The 16,439-nt window shown below is 59.0% G+C and carries 19 protein-coding genes and 1 riboswitch; of the genes, 2 read left to right on the forward strand and 17 right to left on the reverse strand.

Annotated features, from left to right (window positions below; translation table 11 throughout):
- Nucleotides 1-55: 55 nt before the first annotated feature.
- From DWQ09_16075 to DWQ09_16155, 17 genes are all read right to left on the reverse strand, one after another.
- Entirely contained in the window at nt 56-1,447 is a 1,392-nt protein-coding gene (locus DWQ09_16075) for a sulfurtransferase (GenBank protein KAA3626543.1), read from the reverse strand.
- A gap of 303 nt (nt 1,448-1,750) precedes the next feature.
- Nucleotides 1,751-1,951, reverse strand: coding sequence for a hypothetical protein (locus DWQ09_16080; protein KAA3626544.1), 201 nt, complete (start codon nt 1,949-1,951; stop codon nt 1,751-1,753).
- Complete coding sequence (locus DWQ09_16085) at nt 1,948-2,208, reverse strand: hypothetical protein (GenBank protein KAA3626545.1); 261 nt, start codon at nt 2,206-2,208, stop codon at nt 1,948-1,950. The genes DWQ09_16080 and DWQ09_16085 overlap by 4 nt, the downstream gene beginning before the upstream one ends.
- A gap of 19 nt (nt 2,209-2,227) precedes the next feature.
- Nucleotides 2,228-2,539, reverse strand: a complete 312-nt coding sequence (locus DWQ09_16090; GenBank protein KAA3626546.1) for a hypothetical protein — start codon at nt 2,537-2,539, stop codon at nt 2,228-2,230.
- Nucleotides 2,540-2,543: 4 nt separating this feature from the next.
- Entirely contained in the window at nt 2,544-2,795 is a 252-nt protein-coding gene (locus tag DWQ09_16095; protein ID KAA3626547.1) for a sulfurtransferase TusA family protein, read from the reverse strand.
- A gap of 218 nt (nt 2,796-3,013) precedes the next feature.
- Nucleotides 3,014-4,420, reverse strand: a complete 1,407-nt coding sequence (locus DWQ09_16100; GenBank protein ID KAA3626584.1) for a YeeE/YedE family protein — start codon at nt 4,418-4,420, stop codon at nt 3,014-3,016.
- A 132-nt stretch (nt 4,421-4,552) separates the two neighbouring features.
- A complete protein-coding gene (locus DWQ09_16105; GenBank protein ID KAA3626548.1) occupies nt 4,553-4,879 on the reverse strand; it encodes a sulfurtransferase TusA family protein in 327 nt (108 codons plus the stop codon).
- An 868-nt stretch (nt 4,880-5,747) separates the two neighbouring features.
- Nucleotides 5,748-6,227, reverse strand: coding sequence for a hypothetical protein (locus tag DWQ09_16110; GenBank protein ID KAA3626549.1), 480 nt, complete (start codon nt 6,225-6,227; stop codon nt 5,748-5,750).
- Nucleotides 6,228-6,242: 15 nt separating this feature from the next.
- Nucleotides 6,243-6,557, reverse strand: a complete 315-nt coding sequence (gene soxZ / locus DWQ09_16115; GenBank protein KAA3626550.1) for a thiosulfate oxidation carrier complex protein SoxZ — start codon at nt 6,555-6,557, stop codon at nt 6,243-6,245.
- Nucleotides 6,558-6,585: 28 nt separating this feature from the next.
- Entirely contained in the window at nt 6,586-7,053 is a 468-nt protein-coding gene (gene soxY, locus DWQ09_16120) for a thiosulfate oxidation carrier protein SoxY (GenBank protein KAA3626551.1), read from the reverse strand.
- 16 nt (nt 7,054-7,069) lie between these two features.
- Complete coding sequence (gene soxA / locus DWQ09_16125; GenBank protein KAA3626552.1) at nt 7,070-8,041, reverse strand: sulfur oxidation c-type cytochrome SoxA; 972 nt, start codon at nt 8,039-8,041, stop codon at nt 7,070-7,072.
- The gene (gene soxX, locus DWQ09_16130; protein KAA3626553.1) at nt 7,980-8,438 is read right to left on the reverse strand and encodes a sulfur oxidation c-type cytochrome SoxX; all 459 of its coding nucleotides are present in this window, start codon (nt 8,436-8,438) and stop codon (nt 7,980-7,982) included. Before soxX ends, soxA begins: the two co-directional genes overlap by 62 nt.
- Before the next feature lie 9 nt (nt 8,439-8,447).
- Complete coding sequence (locus tag DWQ09_16135) at nt 8,448-9,929, reverse strand: hypothetical protein (GenBank protein ID KAA3626554.1); 1,482 nt, start codon at nt 9,927-9,929, stop codon at nt 8,448-8,450.
- 136 nt (nt 9,930-10,065) lie between these two features.
- The gene (locus DWQ09_16140) at nt 10,066-10,548 is read right to left on the reverse strand and encodes a hypothetical protein (protein ID KAA3626555.1); all 483 of its coding nucleotides are present in this window, start codon (nt 10,546-10,548) and stop codon (nt 10,066-10,068) included.
- Between the two features lie 3 nt (nt 10,549-10,551).
- Complete coding sequence (locus tag DWQ09_16145) at nt 10,552-10,995, reverse strand: hypothetical protein (protein KAA3626556.1); 444 nt, start codon at nt 10,993-10,995, stop codon at nt 10,552-10,554.
- A 4-nt stretch (nt 10,996-10,999) separates the two neighbouring features.
- Complete coding sequence (locus tag DWQ09_16150) at nt 11,000-11,590, reverse strand: RNA polymerase subunit sigma-24 (protein KAA3626585.1); 591 nt, start codon at nt 11,588-11,590, stop codon at nt 11,000-11,002.
- A gap of 494 nt (nt 11,591-12,084) precedes the next feature.
- Entirely contained in the window at nt 12,085-13,974 is a 1,890-nt protein-coding gene (locus tag DWQ09_16155) for a phosphomethylpyrimidine synthase ThiC (GenBank protein ID KAA3626557.1), read from the reverse strand.
- Nucleotides 13,975-14,042: 68 nt separating this feature from the next.
- Nucleotides 14,043-14,142: riboswitch (TPP riboswitch) on the reverse strand.
- 245 nt (nt 14,143-14,387) lie between these two features.
- On the opposite strand from DWQ09_16155, the gene DWQ09_16160 reads away from it, so the two are divergent.
- Both DWQ09_16160 and DWQ09_16165 read left to right on the forward strand, forming a co-directional pair.
- Complete coding sequence (locus DWQ09_16160) at nt 14,388-15,050, forward strand: protein-L-isoaspartate O-methyltransferase (GenBank protein KAA3626558.1); 663 nt, start codon at nt 14,388-14,390, stop codon at nt 15,048-15,050.
- Between the two features lie 96 nt (nt 15,051-15,146).
- On the forward strand, nt 15,147-16,439 hold the full coding sequence (locus DWQ09_16165) for a type I secretion protein TolC (GenBank protein KAA3626559.1): 1,293 nt from the start codon (nt 15,147-15,149) through the stop codon (nt 16,437-16,439).

Raw genomic sequence — 16,439 nt, forward strand, 5'->3', positions numbered from 1 at the left:
AAAAAGAGCACGGCCCGCATCGCTGCGGGCCGTGCCCTCTGTTACCGACAGCGCCTCAACCGCCGCAGGGATTGGGCGGTAGGCCGCCTCCGCCGCCACTCCCGCTACCCCCACTCGAACCGCGTTTATAGTTCTTGTCGGCGAGAATTATGGCCTGGGCGTTGGTTGCATAGGGATCGTCAATGGTGCGTGGCGCAATGTTGTTCGGATCCGCCGCCTGGATAAAGAACGAGCGATCAACCGTATCTGTACGCCATTGCGAATCGGCTGGCAGGATGGGCATACCATCCCAGGCAACGATATTCGACATGGAGTTCCACTCCGTCATGGCGCCGTCGTAGAAGCGGGTGGGCAGCCCCAGGATCACACCGGTCGCTACGCCGGTGACCATGGCGCGGAAGGTGGTTTCACAGTAGGTGATGACGGTGTCACCCGACTGATAGGCGTTACCGGAACCAAGCAGACCGATGGCATCTACGAACCCGTTGCCACCCCCATCGGTATCCCCATTCAGATAGTTCTGCAGATCCGCCTTGTCCTTGTAGCGATAACCCTCGGCCGCCACTAGCAGGTTGCTGTAATCAAGCAACAATGCGCCGTTGGGGTGACCAGCCCGCGAACCGTTGTTCTGGAAACCGGTGCCGCCGTACTGGGCAGCATTACGCGCATCCCAGATGAAAACCCCATCGTTGAGATTGTTTTGATCGATGGCTGTAGTCACCGCCATCACATCCTGCAGCGTGGCCTGCAGCGCAGTATTGTCCTGCGGCAACTGGCGTACCGAGGCGGTTCCCGTGCCGGGCGCGGTATCCGCTGTGGCCGCAAAATCCCCGCCCACCATACCGCCGCTGGTAACCTGCCAGGCATTCGAACCGTTGAGCAGCGCCAAATGGTCCTTGGCCACGCCCCAGTAACGGAGCATGTACCAGCAGCGACCCTGTTGCATGGCAAGTGGGTTACTCCCGCCACCCATGGCGCAGACGATCATGTCGCGCGTGGGATCGATGTTGTAAGTGGCCAGGAATGCATCCACGGTTGCGCCGTCCGGCACCATGCTCACCGTCGTGACCACGCCGTTGGAACGGGTCTGCACGAGCTCCGAGCTGGAGATCAGGTAGGTGTATACGTTCGGGTCACTGGAACTGATGTATTCATTGCCAGCTGCACCGGCGGCGAGCTGCAGGATCACCAGCTTCCCGGTAACACCTGCGGGACGCTCGGTAACCCAGTTGTCCTTCCAGCGCTTGAGCGTCGCACCCGTTATCAGGCCATTGAGATTGTTGTCATAATCGTCATCCGACACCTGCGCAATCTGTGCCGCGGTATTGATCTGTACTGCGACCGGATTGCCGCTGGCATCGGTAATGGCAAGCGCCAGCGTATCCTCGCTTCCCCCGCACCCGGCAAGACCGGCAGTCATCACCGCCGCCGTCAACAATCCCAACATCAAACGCAGCTGTCGGGTCGCCGCTATCCACCTGTTACTTGTTTGCATTGTTACTCTCCCCCTTCACCACAATCCACCATCGCCTAGATAGGCCCCTCGCAATTAGCACTACCTAAGGCATCATCAGCAATTCGCGTACCAGTACGCCCATGGGTCACTTTATTGCTTAAGCTACGGGCAGTTAGCTCCTCTTATCATCGATTGCACCGATCGCTGGACGATTGCAGGCTGTCACTGGAACCCGCGTTATCGCCATTCTGCAATATCACGGTCGGTGCGAGCGGTGGTTGGCCATAGCCGCCATCAGGGTTCCGGCTTGACTACAACGGGAATCATCCCGTGCGCAAGGCGATCCAGCACCGCGTCGAAACTATCGTCGATGGTCAATTCCTCCACCGGTGCGCCTTGTTCGCGCAGAACGATCGCGGTCCGGCCCAATCCGGTGCCCGCCCCCGGGGCAATGCCCTCGGGATACAAAAACAAAACACACCTGGAGCGGTTCATACGACGAACACCACATCGGCGTCCTGAATACTCGCGGCGAGCTGTACCGCATCCTCGGTTGGCTCCAGGTAACTGATGGGCACTTCGGCGAAATCCAGCGATTCGAGCTGAATCTGTACCTCGTGCGACTGATCAAGGGTGCCAAGTACAGCGACTTTCACCTCGTCGTCGAGCAGTGTCAGCCCGCTGGCCATGCGCAAGGCCTCCGTCTTGTTGTTCTGGGCGATCACCAGCACGCTTTTTGCAGCTTCCGACATGCAAATCTCCCGCAGATCGTTAAAACACCAGCACCCGTTCGCTCTTCTTTACCAGTTCGGCATTCTGATACTGGCCACCCACCACGATCCGATCCTCGAGCAGATCACTGGCGATACCGACATCGCCCAGTCGTTCCAAACTCAGTTCGCAGACCGCCACCCATGTGTCGGTGGATCGAATGAAATCGGCGAAGCTCGAAACGCCCAGCAGCTTCGCTCCTTTGTCTGTCAGAAAACAACGCACCTCCCAACCGCGCGCGGCGGCAGCGCGAAGCAGCCCTTCGGCCTGCCGTCCGTAGCGATCATCGGTAACGACTATCCCCAGCCTCACCGCATCATCCCTTGCGAATCTTCCAGGTGAAGGTGCCGCCGCTATCGTCGCGTTCGATCAAATCGTTGCCCTCGGATTCACACATGGAAATGATCGATTCGCCAGACGACGGATTGTCAAAAATCAGCGTAAGCACGTCGCCAGATTGCATCTTCTGCATCGCCTTCTTGGTGTACATTTGCGGGTGAGGACAGACATAGCTGCACACATCGAGTAGAAATTCCCCATCACTGACCCGTTCGAACTTCACCGCCATCTTTCATCTCCTGCTTGATCTGTAGGAAACCCGAAATTGATGCCCACCGACTTTGCTGGCCCCGCTATCGCGCTCCAAACAAATACGGAGTTTCCGCGGCACAGGGAGTGCCCACATTTACCAACAACCCTGAATCATCGGCATATAAAAAGTGAAAATCACACTTTTCGTTTTTCGTGACATGAACAAGCCTGGGACGGACTCATTCAGACCTTCCCTTAAAGGGCAAAATCATCCTGACGGCTTGCGCGCCAGTCGATCCACCAGCTGAACAGTTTCACCCCCAAATAACCCCCAAGCACCATGCCGACAAGAAAGACCCAGCCACTCAAATCACCGTTGGTGACGGTGGCGAAGAACGCACCGATGTTGCAGCCCATGCCGATACGCGCCCCGAGCCCCATTAAAAAACCGCCGGCGATTGCCAGTACCGCCGTCTCCATATTGGGCATCTTCCACTTGAATTCGCCCTTGATGTTCGCCAATACCGCGGCGCCCAGAATGATGCCGATCGACATGAAGCCGGGGGCGTTGATCAGCGGATTGGGGAGGCCGTTATCCAAACCGAAAAATACGTTGTCGGTCATGTTGATGCCCACGCGCTCCAGCACCCAGCCGCCCCATTGGGCTTCCTGTGTGGTGATGTACCAGTATCCGGGATCGAACACGGTGTCCTGAATGGATAGTCCTTTGCTAATCCCCATATTTGCCAGCAGTTCACCGAAATTGAACACCTGATAGTGATCACGCAACGCGCCCGTCACCCACATCTGCATCCCGGCAAAAACACCCAGACCCAAACCGGCGATGGCGGTATTTTTCGATGAGGTAAACATGGCCCAGATGCCACGCACGTGATCGTGGAGAGTCGGCTGCTCGATGCGCTGGCGGCGCATATAACCCCTACGATAATTGGCCACATAGAGGAAAAGCAGAATCAGCAGCGTCGGCACAATCGCGCCGAGCAGCATATTACCCACCAAAACGCCGTACGCCCCGTCACCGATGCCGAGCCGATCGGCCAACGTCGCACCCTTCAGGTCCCATATATATCCGGCGATAAACTGATCGAACCAGCCCTCAGTGACGCTCAACGATTCCGGCATCCCTTTGGCTGCCGCCGATTCGGTCCACGCAGCCGGTACCAGACGATCCAGCCAGCCACCCGTTGCTACGATGACGGCCTGAGAGAATGAGATGGAGACCAGCACCAGCATCGATCCGACATTTCCCTCACCGCTCTTGTAGAGCGAGCTGGAGGCGCAGCCTCCCGTAAAGACGATACCGAAGCCGAATATCAGACCGCCGATGACTACATGCCACCCAATCGGATGGGGATGAAATGTCGAAAATCCAGCGATGCTCACCGCAGCCGAGGTCATCGAGTAGAGCACCACCGCGATCATTACTCCCACGGCCATGCGCGGTACGCCGACCGCGAACAGATCACGCACCGCCGAGGCCATGCAGAAGCGCCCGTACTGCAGCAGCAGACCGTAGATCAAGCCGAACCAGACATAGGCCAGCAGATAGACGAAACGGGCATCCCGCGCCAGAGCGTAAAGGGAGCCAAGTATGATCATCACTACAATTGCCACGGCGTAGATCGCGCCTTTACGCCCCATCCAACCGCTTTCGGTATTCGGCGCACTCAGTTCGACGGCTTCGATATTCTTGCTCATTTCTCCACTCATTAAATGTCACTGCGATGTCGTTGCAATCGCGATGCAGCGTTGTAACCGGTGCCGACCCTGTATCTACAATCCCTTGCGCACATAGATACGCCAGCCACCGTCCCCTTTTATCGTCGCCAAATGCGTGCTGTACAAAACGAGCATCATGGCGGGAATGGCCTCCACCGAGGCCGGATTGTCGGAGAGCAATTCCATGATCTCCCCCTCCCGCATCTGCTCCAGCGTCTTCATGGTCAGCAGCTGCGGCCTCGGGCAACTGTCACCGGTACAATCGATGCTGCGCGAGACCGTAATCGAACCGAGGCCAGGTAACTCGATATCTCGCGTCACAACAGGAGCCGGTGGCACCGGGTCCCTTTTACGAAAACGCCTCAGCCAGGAAACTCTCATGGGATCTGTACCTCCTTCGAGTACGGATACCACGAGGACTGCATTCGCAGCCAGTCTCAATGCCCCGCTTGCTCCAGGAATGACGGTACAGCCCGCTCAATTGGCAACCTCCGACCTCTCGGGCGACCATCCCCCCGCGCTCCCGAGCCGCATTGCCAGCGGGTGGTTCCCCTGCACTGGCAGCGATTCGCCGCACTGTCCGGCAACTACTATGCAGTCAACATGCCAGAATGGTATTGCTTTATAGAACAACAAGTTACCGCAATCAAGAATCCGTACTTGGGGGACAAATTGCAATCGCTTAGAGCTCGATCCAAGGTGCGGGATTTTTTGCAATCTCATGAGGAGCGGTACCGGCTCCCGCTGAAACTCCGCGGCATACCCCAACGGACTGCATTGTCGCCTGCCGAGAACGGTTACCGCAGGTGTACCACCGCGTGATGGCGATCGATCAGCTGAATTCTGGGAGGATATGCTCGTGGCAACACGACCGGAGACATCGACAGCGTATCGAGCATCCGATAAAACGGCGCTCGCACGCCTGCGAGGCAGGCACCCGCAGATGGATTCGGGACCGAGTAGCGGTGTTGGGGCCGGACAACTCTATGCGGAGTCTAGGAGTTGCCTTGTGAGGCACAGCGTGGCGCCCTGAACAATTTCAGGGCTGGTATTGGCACTATGCCGTCGGTCTGCAGCGTTGCCCGCGAAGACTACCAGGAACCGCAGAGGCGTTCGACAACCAGCGGCCGCAAGAGACAAAACTATTGCACAAACCCGACCCTTGCTGACGAGGCTGCTCTATGTTTGCATGGAATGTGAAGTGGTGACTGCAGCCTCATCTTCGATGCAAGGGTCTTTGGATTGATCTTTATTGCTGCGCCATGCCTGGTGCCTCGCGATCGATCTGGTAGATGGCGTGGCAGGCGACACAAAACTGTGCAAGTTCCGCCATCTGACCCACGGTATGACCAATGTCGCTCATCGCCTCGGCGTCGAGGGCGATGGTGTCGAAGGTGACATGGACCTTGCCCGCCAGAGTTTTGAAGGTATCGGGCAACTTCGCAACGACAACGGGAGGAACTTCATTGGCCGCACCGCTACCCATGCGCTGGGCGGCTATGGCCACCTGCTGCATATCATCCTTTGCCAGCCCTTCCATGATCTGCTGCATCGCGACCACGAAGTTACGCATCTCGAGCAGCACCAGGTGGCGCTCATCGGGTGGCAGACGCAGCATCTCGCGCGTGTCGGGATCGCCGCCACCCGTGTTGCCGCCGGCAGCCATGCCCGCACTCGCCGCGCTCAGCACCACCACCGCCACTATCGCTTTCAACCGCTTATGAATCATGCCCGTCTCTCCACCTCAACCGACCACTGCGTCGGTACTACCCGACTCGCCTTTTGTGTCCTCCCAGCTCACCGTAACCCGATCGCCGGCCTTGACGTCGCGCAATCGGAACGCAAAGAACGGGTTGCGTGCGATTCCCCCGCCGCAACGGCTCGTCACCAGGTTGCGCCCATTCACCGCCGCGGAAATCGTGTGGATGAAGTGTGCGGGAATCTTTTCACCGGTACCCGGGTTGCGCCGCTGCCCGGTCTCCATCGGATGCTGGATGATCACCTTGACTTCGATATAGCCGTCCGCGCGCACCACCCGCATTTTCATCGTGTTAGCCATGAATTGTGTCCTCGTAGATGAGTGCGGCTCAACCGCCGCAGCCGCCGATGGTGACTTCCACCCGCCGGCTGGCGATATAGACTTTGCCCTGCGCCTTGACCACGGCCTTGACCGCAGCGCTCTCCATCATTTTGATGCGCGTCGCCACATAGGCATCCGCGCCCGGTTCAAAGCTAAACTCCGCAAGGAGCGGCAAAGGATTTTTTTCGGCGATGAGCGCGATGTACTCGGTGCCCGCAATGCGGCTGTCCACCGACACCGGTACCATGGCACCGTTGTTGGCAACGGCTGGCGCATCGATAATCACATCGGTGGTTTCCGTCGCCCCAGTCGCACCGAGCTCGGCAAGCACCTTCTCCAGCCCGTCCGCCGCAAATGCCGCGCGATCCGCCGCGGCGAATACCCGCAGCGGCGCGAGCCACCCCATGGCCGCAGCGAGGCAGGCACCGCTGGTTGCGGTCAAACCGCGGAGGAATTCTCTTCGGGTCACACTCATAAAAATATCCTCTGTATCAACGAATGGAGGGAACCTTGATCGGATAACCGTTGGATAGCGCCGTATAGAAAACCTCCAGATCCACGTAGGCTGGATCGCCGGGCGGTAGAGGTTTGGAGCGCATCTGCTTGAGGCAACGCATAAACCGCTTGTGCAGCACCTCGATCTCGCCTACAGGAACACGATAAGTGGGAAAATGAGATACGTCGCCAAAGGGCGTTGTCGGAGTTTCGCCGCGCAAGCGGTGCCCCATGATGCTGTTGGGGGTATGGCACGAGGCGCAGGCGAAATTGAGCTGACCTATGCGCTTGTAGAACAACTTCTCACCCCGGTCGTAGGCCGCACGCAACTGCGGAACCTTCAGATCCATTGCGGTCGCCTGACCATCGCTCAGCGATTTGATGAAGGTGGTGATTGCGGCGTTGGGCTCCGAACCTTGCTTGAAGTTTTCCCAAAGCACCGATTTGGCGCAGTGTTCGACGCGCGCTTCGATGGTCATGACTTCGTCCAAGCGTTTGTCGAATACGGGATAGCGTGCCGCCAGCCCGCGAAAATCACCACGACCTTCGCTTAAACAGGCGACAAAACCCGGTTCGCGTTTCTCCCATAGCTCAACCAGCTGCTTGCCCTGATCGACGACCAACGCCCCGGGACTCATCTCGTCGACATCAAGGTCGAACTGTTTCCAGTTGAGCTTCCACGCCTGCGCCTCGTCCGCCGCCATCGTGATATTCCGGTTGAGCGCCTCGACATCCTTCCAGTAGACATAGGTTTCAGAAAAATCGCCTTCGACACCCAGCATCGGGTCGATGGCGGCGCGCGGATAATTCTGATAATCGGTTTCCGCAGCGGCGTAACCGGCACTCGCGATCAGTACCGTCACTGCCAGACTGGTAAAAAATTTCAACTTGGCCATGACTCCTCCCTCACCTGGACGATTGCAGAAAGGCCACCACATCTCGAATCTCCTGAGACGAAAGAACCTCATTGGTACCAAAGGGCGGCATGACCGTATCAGGTATCCGCATTCGCATGTCGTAGACGAGGCCATAAGTTTCGCTGTCACTGCGGCCCCAGGTGCCGTAGCCGCTCAGGTCGGGTCCCCGGCTCCCGGGCTGCGTCCCACCCTTCAGCACATGACAGGCGAGGCAGTTGCCCTTGTTGCGGGCGAACGCCAACTTTTTGCCGCGTCCTGCATCCCCTTCCAGAGAACCGTCCAACATCGGCTGCTGTGGCTCACGCACGGCCACTGTGCTGCACGGTAGCGTATAGCTCAGACAGGGAAACGCCATGGGCGAGACCTCTGGCTTAACGGCGCCACCCGGCCCGCCCGCGCTGCAACCGACTGTCAGCAACGCAAGAACTAGTGTCATCAAACGCACCATGACGCCCTCCTAGAAAAAGTGGACCAGTCGCACGCCCAGTACGTCGCCTACAGAACCCGTTGCGATATTGGCATTAGAGGTCTTGACCCCCGCGTTGTTGATCTGTGCCGCAGTACTGTTGGCTGGCACTGCTGGATTAGGCGCCTCGTTATCACGAAAGACGTAGTTGACCGTGACACGGGTTTTAGGGCTGATGTGGTAGTTGAAACCAAGAGCCAGCTCTTCGATCACGCGCTCGTCAGACGCTGACCAGTAGCTGTTGTTGACCGTCTCATACAAGAGGTCGTTACGCGCATAGCGCACATCGAACTGCCATTTCTTGTTGAGATAGAAGCCGTACTCCATGGTCAAACCGCGGGCCTTGTTCTCCTTTTCGGCCGCAATCTGAATCAGGCCACCGTAGGGGCAGTCGGTACAGCTGGTGGTCGCCGCCTGCAACACCATGCCTTCGGCATACATCAACTCCATCCCGAAACGGTGCTTGTGCCCGTCTTCGCCAAAAAAGCGCCCCAGTGCCTGAACGCCGAAACCGTAGCGGATTCGGTCAAAATCGGCGCTCGGTGTACCGGCGGCATCAACGATAAAGTTGCGCACGCCTTTCTGATGATAGGCGTAGAGCTTGACCCCGTTCTTGTGCGGACCCTTGCCGCCGGACAGATCGTATTCAGAGGAGAAAAAGAGGTTCAGATCCTGCTCGCTATTGTTATCGGTCTGATGGATGCCGTTGCCGTTGCCAAGCATCGCCGCGTAGGTGTGCGTCCACTTGCCGGTCTTGAACGAATCGAACAACTGCACGCCCCAATCACGCCCCACATCGGTGTCGTAGCCATACGTGGATACATTGTCGACATACCCCTGTCCGGCAATGGGATTCGTTCCCTTGGCGTTGCCCTCGATAAACCGCTCGATCTGGTCGCGACGCACGAAGTCGGTGGGGAAAATGAAATCCTTGGCCTGCAGGGACTCCGTCAGTTCTTCAGGCCCGGGTTTTTGAAACAAACCGGCCCGCACCCTTACGCCGGGAATATAGCTGAATGTCACGCTGGCATCGGTGAGCGTCCCCATGCGTTCGCGATCGGTCTTCAACGGTTTGTATGTCGCTGCATTCTGACCGAAGTTTGCGGCCATCAGATAGTTGATACGCGAAGGCACGATGTTACCGCGTGCGCCCATGACCAGCGCATCGAGATTGACCCCGTCGCGCCTGTTGCGCAGCTCGGGACCGACCCGGCAGTTATTGACGAAATACCCGTTGTTCAAGCCCGGTCCGGCATTGGTATTGCCGGTCGGAGTGCCGTTGGGTGCCGCCAGCCCCTCCAGGCGATCACACCCCAGGTTGTTGGCGTAGGTAAGTGCCACTGCACCGAAGAAACGATGCTTGACTTTGGGCGGTTCAGTGCCCTGGATCATGATCCAGTTGGCGCTATGAGCAACATTGAGCAGATTGCCCGCCATCAGGCCGAGCAGCATGAGCAGAGTCTTCTTCTGCATAACTCCCCCTCTGAATGTTTTCATTGTGTTATTCGGTGACGCATACCCTGCGCCGTGACACCCTCTTACGGAGTGTTAACTTGCAAACGAACAGACTAAAGAAAAGTTCCCGAAAATTGCGATGTGCCCCACTACCTCACTTTGAATTGGGTCTTTCGTGAAGCATCTGTTCCAGCGAACCGAACGGATTCTGTTCGATGAGATAGTCGGCCAGCGCGTCGCGCTGCGCCGCGTTAAGGATCTCGCGCTCTTCCATCAGCTGTGCGATCACGGCGCGCTGTTGCTGCTCCTGAAGCCGGGCAATAGCCGCTCGCTCGGCTTCCACGCGCTCGGCATTGGGTTGATCGGAAAAGATCTCCCAGATCATGCGCATCCGATGCGCGGCGATATCCTGCCAAGCCATGTCGAGCTCGCTTAAAAAACGTCCCTCCTTCGCCCGCCACAAAGAGAGCTGCGATTCGCTGAGCTGCAGATAGTTGGCGAGAAACGTATGTCCGCGCTGCGCCACTTGTTCAGCGTCGTCATTGGCGACAGCCTGGAGAACCACGCCGCCCATCACACCCACGTTGAGCAGCAGCGACAACGCAAGGAGCAGAAGCAGATTTCGACGCGATATCATCCTTTACCTCAAATAGCAGGAGGGGTAGTTCAGACAGACATTGCCTGGCGGTACAGCGACGAATGGGGCCATGCGCGCCGCTGTGGAAATATCTGCGCTCGGCAGTGGACTCGCCAGACGACTTCCAAGTGTGACGCCCACGCCCAGGATAAGCGAGGCCGTGAGCGCCAGCGGCACCAGGCCGAACGCCGAATACCGACGCCCAACATCACGTGACTGTTCGGCAACACGCCAACGCACCTGCTCCACCACATCGATCGCGGCTATACCTTCCAGCGAGGCTCTCATTGCCCGGGATACGGCGTGCAATTCCCCCACCTGGTGGCGACACTCATCACACCCACGTAAATGTTCTTCCACCGCGGCACGTCGATCCGCGCTGAGTTCGCCATCGATGCAGGCTGAGAGATCTGCGAAACCGGGACACTCGCTACGCTCCATCGTCATCTCCTTAACTCTCCACCACGGCCTCTACTCGTGCCAGCAACATGCGACGGGCTCGCGCGACACGCGATTTAACGGTGCCCTCTGCGACCGCCAGCACCTCAGCGATCTCGGCATAGGACATTCCCTCCAACTCGCGCAACAACAACGCCTGCCTAAAAGCCGGGGGCAGCTCCGACAATGCGCCAATCACGTGCGCTAACCGATCCCGGCTGTCCAGCGTCGTCCCGATGTCGACCCCATGACCGGGTGCATCGCTGATCTCCTCAATTGGGACACAGTTCCATACCTGGCGGCGCCGCAAAAGATCTATCGTGGCATTGCTTGCAATGCGAAAAAGCCAGGTTCGAAACAGCGCCTGCGGACGCCACCGTCCGAGCTGGCAGAAAGCCTTGACGAAGGTGTCCTGCGTGAGATCGCGCGCCTCTTCGGGACAACCGGTTGCCCGCAGTACATAGCGATAGATTTTGTTCTGGTAGCGGCGCACAAGCTCACTGAATGCATCCGGGTCGCCTCGCTGTGAACGCAACACGCACTGTTCGTCTGACAGGCGTGCCGGTGCCTCGACTGCCGATCGTTCGCAGTCATCGGAAAGGATCTGGACGATCTCATTCACGCGTTGTGAACCTCAGCAGCCCTTGCCACGGCATCGGTGGCATCAGCCACGCCTGGGTATATAAACGAACCTGAACGCGGAAAGTTCCCGAGGGTTTCCCATGCGAAGCGGGTGGACCGGGTGCTTGCACGGCGCGACAGCTCCCCGGCATGATCACCCGCGCGTATTGGACGCGCCCCGTTGCGGTCATTTGCAGCGGAAACCTTCCTGGCTAGGAGGCTGCGGCGTAGACATGGGAATTACGTGTCGCGCCGGTTACGGGTTGTGAGAAGTTGTTACGAAATTGTTACAGCGGGACATCATCGGGTCGTGCAAACCCGAAGGTTTGAAAGCGTGAAACCGGCAACAGGGGTGATGCAGCCGAACCCGGGAGGGGGACAGACGCATACTGTCCGGGCGCGGCAGGATAGCCGCTCAAGCCTGATAGGCAAAAGGGCCTGCACCGGCAGGCCCCGTCGCACAGCGGATAGACCGGATCAGATCTCTTTGTAGATTTCGCCACCCTGTGCTCTGAACTCCTCGGCCTTCTCCTTCATGCCCTCGCTCAGCGCCTGCTCGTCGTTCATGCCGTGCTCGCGGGCATAGTCGCGCACATCCTGGGTGATCCTCATGGAACAGAAGCTGGGACCACACATGGAGCAGAAGTGCGCCACTTTATGCGCCTCCTTGGGCATGGTTTCGTCGTGGAATTCGCGGGCACGATCCGGATCGAGTGAGAGGTTGAACTGATCCTCCCAGCGGAACTCGAAGCGCGCCTTGGAGAGCGCATTGTCGCGTAGCTGCGCGCCGGGCAGCCCTTTGGCAAGGTCGGCGGCGTGCGCGGCGATTTTGTAGGTGACGATGCCGTCCCGCACGTCCTGCTTGTTGGGCAAGCCCAGGTGCTCCTTGGGCGTCACGTAGCAGAGCATGGCGGTACCGTACCAGCCGATCTGCGCAGCGCCGATGGCCGAAGTGATGTGATCGTAGGCGGGCGCGATATCGGTGACCAACGGACCGAGGGTGTAGAACGGTGCCTCGAAACAGTCGGCCAGCTCCTTGTCCATATTCTCCTTGATCATCTGCATGGGCACGTGACCGGGGCCCTCGATCATCACCTGTACATCGTGCCGCCAGGCGATTTTGGTAAGTTCGCCCAGGGTGCGCAGTTCGGCGAACTGGGCTGCGTCGTTGGCATCGGCCAGCGAGCCGGGACGCAGACCATCACCCAGTGAGAACGAGACGTCGTAAGCCTTCATGATCTCGCAGATATCTTCGAAGTGGGTGTAGAGGAAGTTCTCGCGGTGATGCGCCAGGCACCATTTTGCGAGTATCGAACCACCGCGCGAAACGATACCGGTAAGCCGGTTGGCGGTGAGCGGCACATAGGCCAGACGCACGCCGGCGTGGAGGGTGAAGTAATCGACACCCTGCTCGGCCTGCTCGATCAGCGTGTCGCGCATGATCTCCCAGGTGAGCTCTTCCGGTTTACCATCGACCTTCTCCAGCGCCTGGTAGATGGGCACCGTGCCGATCGGCATGGGGGCGTTGCGCAGGATCCACTCGCGGGTCTCGTGGATATTCTTGCCGGTGGAGAGATCCATCAGCGTGTCGCCGCCCCAGCGCGCCGACCAGACCATCTTCTCCACCTCCTCGGCAATCGACGAGGTGACCGCGGAATTGCCGATGTTGGTGTTGATCTTGGTAATGAAGTTGCGGCCGATGATCATCGGCTCCAACTCCGGATGATTGATGTTGGCGGGGATGATGGCGCGGCCTGCGGCCACTTCATGGCGCACGAATTCCGGAGTGATGGATTCAGGCAGATTGGCGCCAAAGGACTCGCCGCGATGCTGGCGCAGCAGCGACTGGTAGCGCGCATCGCGACGCAACTCGTCGAGACGCTGATTCTCGCGGATGGCGACGAACTCCATTTCGGGCGTGATCGTACCCTGCCTTGCGTAGTGCATCTGCGTCACATTGGCGCCGGCCCTGGCACGACGTGGACTGTGGATATGCTCGAAGCGCAGATGCGCAAGTTCCGGATCACCCTGGCGGGACTGGCCGTAGGCGGAGCTTGGACCGGTCAAACGCTCGGTGTCGCCGCGTTCGCCAATCCATGGGGTACGCAGATCGGCAAGGCCCTGGAGCAGATCGATCTTGGCGGCCGGATCCGTATAGGGGCCCGAGGTATCGTAGAGGTAGAGCGGCGGATTCTCCTCGGCACCTTCGGCCGTATGCGTCGGGCTCAGAGCGATCTCACGCATCGGCACACGCACATCGGGGCGCGTTCCGGCAACGTAAATCTTGCGCGAATTGACAAATGGACGCGTAACCTCTTCCGACAACCGGTCTGTTTTATTGACGAACTCCTGGGGAATGGCACTCATGACGAATCCTCTCGCAGCTGCGGGTGGCGGAGGTGGCGCAGGGTGGCGTGGGCGGGAAAGCGAGGAGGCTCTATGATAAAGAGCTTCCCTACGCCGGTGTTAACCGGGTCAGGTTCCAAGGGTCTTTCTCAGCTCCGCCGTACGGGCGCAGCACCCCCAGCTCAGCCGTCATGGATCCCCCGCCAGATGAAAAAATAGAGCTATATGGTCGGGATTCCACGACACTACGAAGTTAGCCGATGGGGGGTGTCAATGCAAGGGCGAAGTCCATCGGCCACGGGCATCGACACGGAACGGGAAAAAGCACCTGTGTGCCGGTTTGCTACCTTGTCAGGATTGGGCAAACTCCGTACTCTTTATTGCCGCATAGTATTTATATTAGAATTCGCTAATATTCTGAAGGTTGAGCGCCAATGACCGAGACAAACCTGGATCAAGCCCGATACAACATGATCGAGCAGCAGATCCGTCCGTGGGAGGTACTCAACGACGATGTACTGAAACTGATGACGCAGGTACCACGCGAGCACTTCGTACCCGAGGAGTATCGCAAACTGGCCTTTGCCGATACCGAGATTCCCCTGGGCAATGGCCAGGTAATGATGGCACCGCGCGTCGAGGCACGATTTCTCCAGGCACTGGCGCTCAAACCCACGGATCACGTGCTGGAAGTCGGCACCGGCAGTGGCTATATGACCGCCTGTCTCGCCCGCTCGGCCGCGCACGTCTACAGCGTCGATATCTATGACGAGTTCACAGGCCGGGCCACCGGGAAACTGCACAGCGCAGGGGTTCACAACGTCACGCTGGAGACGGGTGACGCAGCGGTTGCCTGGGACGATCACGCCCCCTATGACGCCATCGTTATTACCGGCGCGCTGCGATTGATCCCGGAGGCGTACCAAGCCCAGCTCAGACCCGAGGGTCGCCTGATCGCACTGGTCGGCGCCTCACCGGTGCGCCAGGCGTTGCTGATTACCCGTACCGGAGAGAACGCTTGGTCCACCGAGGCTCTCTTTGAAACCGATCTACCGGAACTGGTGAATGCTCCCCAGCCTCAAAGCTTTGTGTTCTAGGGCCTGTCAACGCTATGCGTGGAGGCGAGTTGTGTAGCACCCACCGGCTGGAGCCCGGCCCCGAGGGCCAAGCCACTCTCATTTGATAAGGAAGCCATGATGCGCACGACCTTGTTCCACCTGGCGATCATTCTCGCCGCTGCTCTGCCCCTCAATGCACCAGGCGCAGACCTGCTCGAGCTGTACGAGCTCGCACGACAGAGCGATCCGCAGCTGCGTAGTGCGCGTGCCGGTTTCGAAGTGACGCGCGAGGGAGCGAACCAGGCCCGAGCAGTGCTCTATCCCGATGTTCGCCTGACCGCCAACACCGCCAAGATCGACGAGGATAGCGGGGACTACTCGAGCAACGGCTGGACGCTGGCACTGACTCAACCCCTGTTTCGTCGCGACCGTCTCGTCGCAGTCTCGCAAAGTGATCTGCAGACCGAGAGGGCACAGCTCGATCTCACCGCGGCCGAGCAGGCACTGATGGTGCGGCTCTCCGAACGCTATTTCGATGTGCTCGCCGCCATCGACAATCTGGAGTTTGCGCAGGCCGAGGAGAAAGCCATCCGCCGTCAACTCGACCAGACCAAGCAGCGCTTCGAGGTGGGCTTGATCGCGATTACCGATGTCCACGAGGCGCAGGCGCGGTTTGACCTGAGCGTGGCGCAGAAGATAGTTGCCACCAACCAGCTGGCCAACGCGGGAGAGAGCCTGCGCGAGGTGACCGGACAGTATCACAAGGATCTGCGCAGTCTGTCGGCGAAGGTGCCGTTGGCCACGCCAGACCCGGCCGATGTGGAATCCTGGGGCGAAGCCGCCCTGGAGCAGAATCCCACCGTGGGTGCCGCCAGGCTCAGCAGCGAGAGTGTGCGTGCCGAGATCGACCGCCTCCGTTCCGGCCACTATCCCACCGTGGACCTGGTGGCAAGCCGCAATCACAGTGACGTGGGCGGCGGCATCTCAGGCGCCCGGGAGACGGATACCTCGACCCTGAAACTGGAGTTGATGGTACCTCTTTACCAAGGCGGCCTGGTGAGTTCGCAGATTCGCCAGGCGGAGCAGCTTTACACGCAGGCGCTCGAGGGACTGGAGCAGCAGCGGCGTGCCGTCGATCGGCAGACCCGCAGCGCCTACCTGGGGGTGGTAGCGAGCATCAGCCAGGTCAAAGCGTTGGAACAGGCGCTGGTTTCAAGCAAGAGTGCGCTGCAAGCCACCGAGGCGGGATTCGAGGTGGGAACCCGCACCATCGTCGATGTCCTTGACTCACAGCGTGAGCTGTTCCGTGCCCAGCGCGACGTCGATCGCGCCCGCTACGACTACGTACTGAACAGCCTGCGCCTGAAACAGGCCGCGGGCAGTCTGCAAGAGATCGATCTGCGGCAGATCAACACCTGGATGAACTGA

This window comes from Pseudomonadota bacterium, from assembly GCA_008501635.1.
In the GTDB taxonomy this organism is placed as follows: Bacteria; Pseudomonadota; Gammaproteobacteria; order QQUJ01; family QQUJ01; genus QQUJ01.

What these genes read in the sequence shown, in the direction of transcription:
- DWQ09_16075 (KAA3626543.1), bottom strand. Translation starts at nt 1,447, where the DNA reads ATGTTGGGATTGTTGACGGCGGCGGTGATGACTGCCGGTCTTGCCGGG.
- DWQ09_16080 (KAA3626544.1), bottom strand. Translation starts at nt 1,951, where the DNA reads ATGAACCGCTCCAGGTGTGTTTTGTTTTTGTATCCCGAGGGCATTGCC.
- DWQ09_16085 (KAA3626545.1), bottom strand. Translation starts at nt 2,208, where the DNA reads ATGTCGGAAGCTGCAAAAAGCGTGCTGGTGATCGCCCAGAACAACAAG.
- DWQ09_16095 (KAA3626547.1), bottom strand. Translation starts at nt 2,795, where the DNA reads ATGGCGGTGAAGTTCGAACGGGTCAGTGATGGGGAATTTCTACTCGAT.
- DWQ09_16100 (KAA3626584.1), bottom strand. Translation starts at nt 4,420, where the DNA reads ATGGGGCGTAAAGGCGCGATCTACGCCGTGGCAATTGTAGTGATGATC.
- DWQ09_16105 (KAA3626548.1), bottom strand. Translation starts at nt 4,879, where the DNA reads ATGAGAGTTTCCTGGCTGAGGCGTTTTCGTAAAAGGGACCCGGTGCCA.
- DWQ09_16110 (KAA3626549.1), bottom strand. Translation starts at nt 6,227, where the DNA reads ATGATTCATAAGCGGTTGAAAGCGATAGTGGCGGTGGTGGTGCTGAGC.
- soxZ (KAA3626550.1), bottom strand. Translation starts at nt 6,557, where the DNA reads ATGGCTAACACGATGAAAATGCGGGTGGTGCGCGCGGACGGCTATATC.
- soxY (KAA3626551.1), bottom strand. Translation starts at nt 7,053, where the DNA reads ATGAGTGTGACCCGAAGAGAATTCCTCCGCGGTTTGACCGCAACCAGC.
- soxA (KAA3626552.1), bottom strand. Translation starts at nt 8,041, where the DNA reads ATGAGGTTCTTTCGTCTCAGGAGATTCGAGATGTGGTGGCCTTTCTGC.
- soxX (KAA3626553.1), bottom strand. Translation starts at nt 8,438, where the DNA reads ATGGTGCGTTTGATGACACTAGTTCTTGCGTTGCTGACAGTCGGTTGC.
- DWQ09_16135 (KAA3626554.1), bottom strand. Translation starts at nt 9,929, where the DNA reads ATGCAGAAGAAGACTCTGCTCATGCTGCTCGGCCTGATGGCGGGCAAT.
- DWQ09_16140 (KAA3626555.1), bottom strand. Translation starts at nt 10,548, where the DNA reads ATGATATCGCGTCGAAATCTGCTTCTGCTCCTTGCGTTGTCGCTGCTG.
- DWQ09_16145 (KAA3626556.1), bottom strand. Translation starts at nt 10,995, where the DNA reads ATGACGATGGAGCGTAGCGAGTGTCCCGGTTTCGCAGATCTCTCAGCC.
- DWQ09_16155 (KAA3626557.1), bottom strand. Translation starts at nt 13,974, where the DNA reads ATGAGTGCCATTCCCCAGGAGTTCGTCAATAAAACAGACCGGTTGTCG.
- DWQ09_16160 (KAA3626558.1), top strand. Translation starts at nt 14,388, where the DNA reads ATGACCGAGACAAACCTGGATCAAGCCCGATACAACATGATCGAGCAG.
- DWQ09_16165 (KAA3626559.1), top strand. Translation starts at nt 15,147, where the DNA reads ATGATGCGCACGACCTTGTTCCACCTGGCGATCATTCTCGCCGCTGCT.